Genomic DNA, 2,469 nt, shown 5'->3' with positions numbered 1-2,469 from the left:
CACCGAAGACGAGATCCAGGAGCGACTGGAGCAACGCCTGGAACGCCAGAGCGTTCTTCATCGGAAGAGCAACCCATTGAAGCTCTGGATGGTGATTCCACAAGCCGTTCTAGAGGATCTTCCCGGCCCACCTGAGGTGCAGCGCGAACAGCTCCAGCACTTCGTAGAACTAGCCAAACTGCCCCATGTTGACATCCAGGTCCTCGCGAAGGGCACCGGTGTGCATCGGGCGTCGCACGGGCCGTTCACGATCATGACCTTCCCCATCCCTGGTGACTCTGGCTTGGTGTACGTCGAGACCTTGATCAAGGGGCTGTTCTTTGAAGAGGCCGACGAGATCATGCGCTACAAGCGGATCATGGACCATCTTCGTGCTCGAGCGAAGAGCCAGGAACAATCGACTCGTCTGATGAAACAGCTGTGGAAGGAGCTTCAGTGAGAGAAAGTGACGCACTGGCCAGTGTGATCTGGGAGAAGTCCCCAGAGAGCGCTGAAACTGGTGAGTGCGTGGAAGTTGCCATCACTAGGTCCGAAGCCTTGATACGCACGTCGCGGTTTCCCGCAGGTGGGCATCTGACCGTCGGCGCTGTTGCCTGGGCGAGGCTGACTGCCCGGATTGGTGACCTTCGCGTCGCTTAGTAGATCTGTCCGAAGGCCGAGCCTCGAACCTCACCCTGGGAGGTTCGAGGCTCGGCCTTCTGTTCCAGCCGTTGCTTATGCGTTGCCCTGGTCGCGCTGGGCCGCTCGTAGTCGCTGCCGTAGGGCATTGCCCCCGTCGACAAGCTCGCACAACTCAGTTAGTTCATCGCTCGTCAGCCGGAGCCGACTTGACGCTCCCGACTTGAGACTCCCAATTGCTTCGGCGACGTCATCAAACACGGTCCATAGCAGACCAATTCCACCGCGGGTCAGGCTCACTTCTTCGTGATGCAGTCCGGCTTCTTCAAGCCATCGCAGCCAGCTGTCGAGTTCCTCGTCATCAGCAAGTGACCTGTGGTGCTGGAGGAGGCCAGCTGCCACAGTCCGCAGCTCAGCCGCGGCGCCTGTATCAGGAGTGCTCCGGCTCGGCTCCGAGGAGTCACTCTCCTGGACGTGGTAGCCAACGACTTCATGGCGTCCTCCCGTGCTCGAGTTCCGCAGTCGTCGACGCGCCTTCCATGTTGCGTGCTGGTCTCTCCGTCCAAACGGCTGCCCAAGTAGCTTGTTTGGAACCTGGTGGTTGCGGCCGAGGTCTAGAAGTGTCAGTTCGAGGTCATCAAGTTGACGGCGTACAGATACGACGATGCTCAAGCAGGCAAAGATGTCTTCGACGAAGACTTCGACTGGCACCAGCCTTTCGTTTGCGAGGGCGTAGCTGACGACTGAGATTAAGTCGGCAGGATCGGGCAGCCGCTCGACTTCGTCTTGGGTCTCTTCACGGCGATCAAGTACTTCGGTCGCGAGGGCTACTGCGGTCTTTGTGTCGACGCGTGGAGTGCCTGGCCGAACCTGGACGGGGCTGCCGGATGCGATCTTCTGCGGGAGCCGAGCTCGTCGGTTGGTTACCGCTGAGACGCTGACTCCGAGCCTCTTGCCAATCTCGGCTTGGGATATCCAGCCTCTCCAGTGCTGGCCTCGCCGGAGAAGCCGGACTTCGAGGTAGATCAAGACGTTACGCAGAGCTACAACCAACTCGAGTGCGTCGAGAATGTCTCGATCGCTTGGTCGACTGGTTGGGCCACCCCGGGCGATGTACTCCAGGACCCCGAGTGGGTATGCTGGCACGACGCCACGGTCGCTCGAAGTCAAGCGACCTATGATGGACGCCGTGATTTCGACCGGCCGCTCCGTCAAGTTTCCAGCTAAATCGCGCACCTGGTCATAGTGTGGCCAACTTGTGAAGTTGGCAAGCTGTGGCTCTCTTACCCCGTCTGACCTGGGGTTTTCTAGCCGCCGATGATCATGGAATCTCATAGTTGGCCAGCGCTTATACAACTCGGTGGGCAAATTGCCGGCGTTCAGGCGGGGGTCCTGACGGCATGCCGACACGTGACCAACTCACTCCGAAAGCCGTCGTGCGCCGGGTCGTTCCGGACGGGAACGATGTACTTGGCTGGGTGATCATTGGGGCCGGCCCGCCAGTCGGCCGCGGCAAGCGCTTCACTGTGGGCGATCGGGATCCTGGGTGCGTCGGTGCCACGGACCGACGCGAGCGGTGCGACAGTGGCGGAGGCGGGGAGCATCGGGCTCGCGGTCGGGCCGAGCAGCCAGTCATGCGGATAGTGGCCGCTGCTGTGCAGCGGCGAACCCGTCGGCGGGGCGTGGACACACGTGAAGTCCGTGGGCGGAGTCCATGCGACGGCGGGCGACGACGCGGCTCGGCGGACTAGCAATCCGAGGTTGCCTTCGAATCCAAGGTCATCCGCCGTGACGGCGTGTGTCGCGGCGAGGCCCCGCAGGGGGTCCGCCTTCACGCGGTAGCGCGGCCGA

At 61.6% G+C, this 2,469-nt stretch carries 4 protein-coding genes; 2 read left to right on the top strand and 2 right to left on the bottom strand.

Going from position 1 to position 2,469, the window contains the following annotated elements:
• Nucleotides 1-439 (top strand): DUF5753 domain-containing protein (locus BMY97_RS47670; protein ID WP_218157031.1); only part of this gene is annotated, 439 nt, incomplete at its 5' end.
• Nucleotides 421-639: a DUF397 domain-containing protein gene (locus BMY97_RS45665; RefSeq protein WP_342744091.1), complete on the top strand. Its 219-nt coding sequence runs from the start codon at nucleotides 421-423 to the stop codon at nucleotides 637-639. The genes BMY97_RS47670 and BMY97_RS45665, both read left to right, overlap by 19 nt.
• A gap of 75 nt (nucleotides 640-714) precedes the next feature.
• On the opposite strand, the gene BMY97_RS46750 is transcribed toward BMY97_RS45665, so the two are convergent.
• Both BMY97_RS46750 and BMY97_RS48060 read right to left on the bottom strand, forming a co-directional pair.
• A complete protein-coding gene (locus BMY97_RS46750; protein WP_143086544.1) occupies nucleotides 715-1,647 on the bottom strand; it encodes a hypothetical protein in 933 nt (310 codons plus the stop codon).
• Between the two features lie 350 nt (nucleotides 1,648-1,997).
• The coding region (locus BMY97_RS48060; protein ID WP_218157030.1) for a hypothetical protein at nucleotides 1,998-2,469 on the bottom strand (472 nt) is incomplete at its 5' end.

It is taken from the genome of Amycolatopsis saalfeldensis, assembly GCF_900110575.1.
GTDB classification, from domain to species: Bacteria; Actinomycetota; Actinomycetes; order Mycobacteriales; family Pseudonocardiaceae; genus Amycolatopsis; species Amycolatopsis saalfeldensis.
The sequence above is the reverse complement of the archived record's forward strand: the minus strand, read 5'-3'. Positions and strand labels throughout refer to the sequence as shown.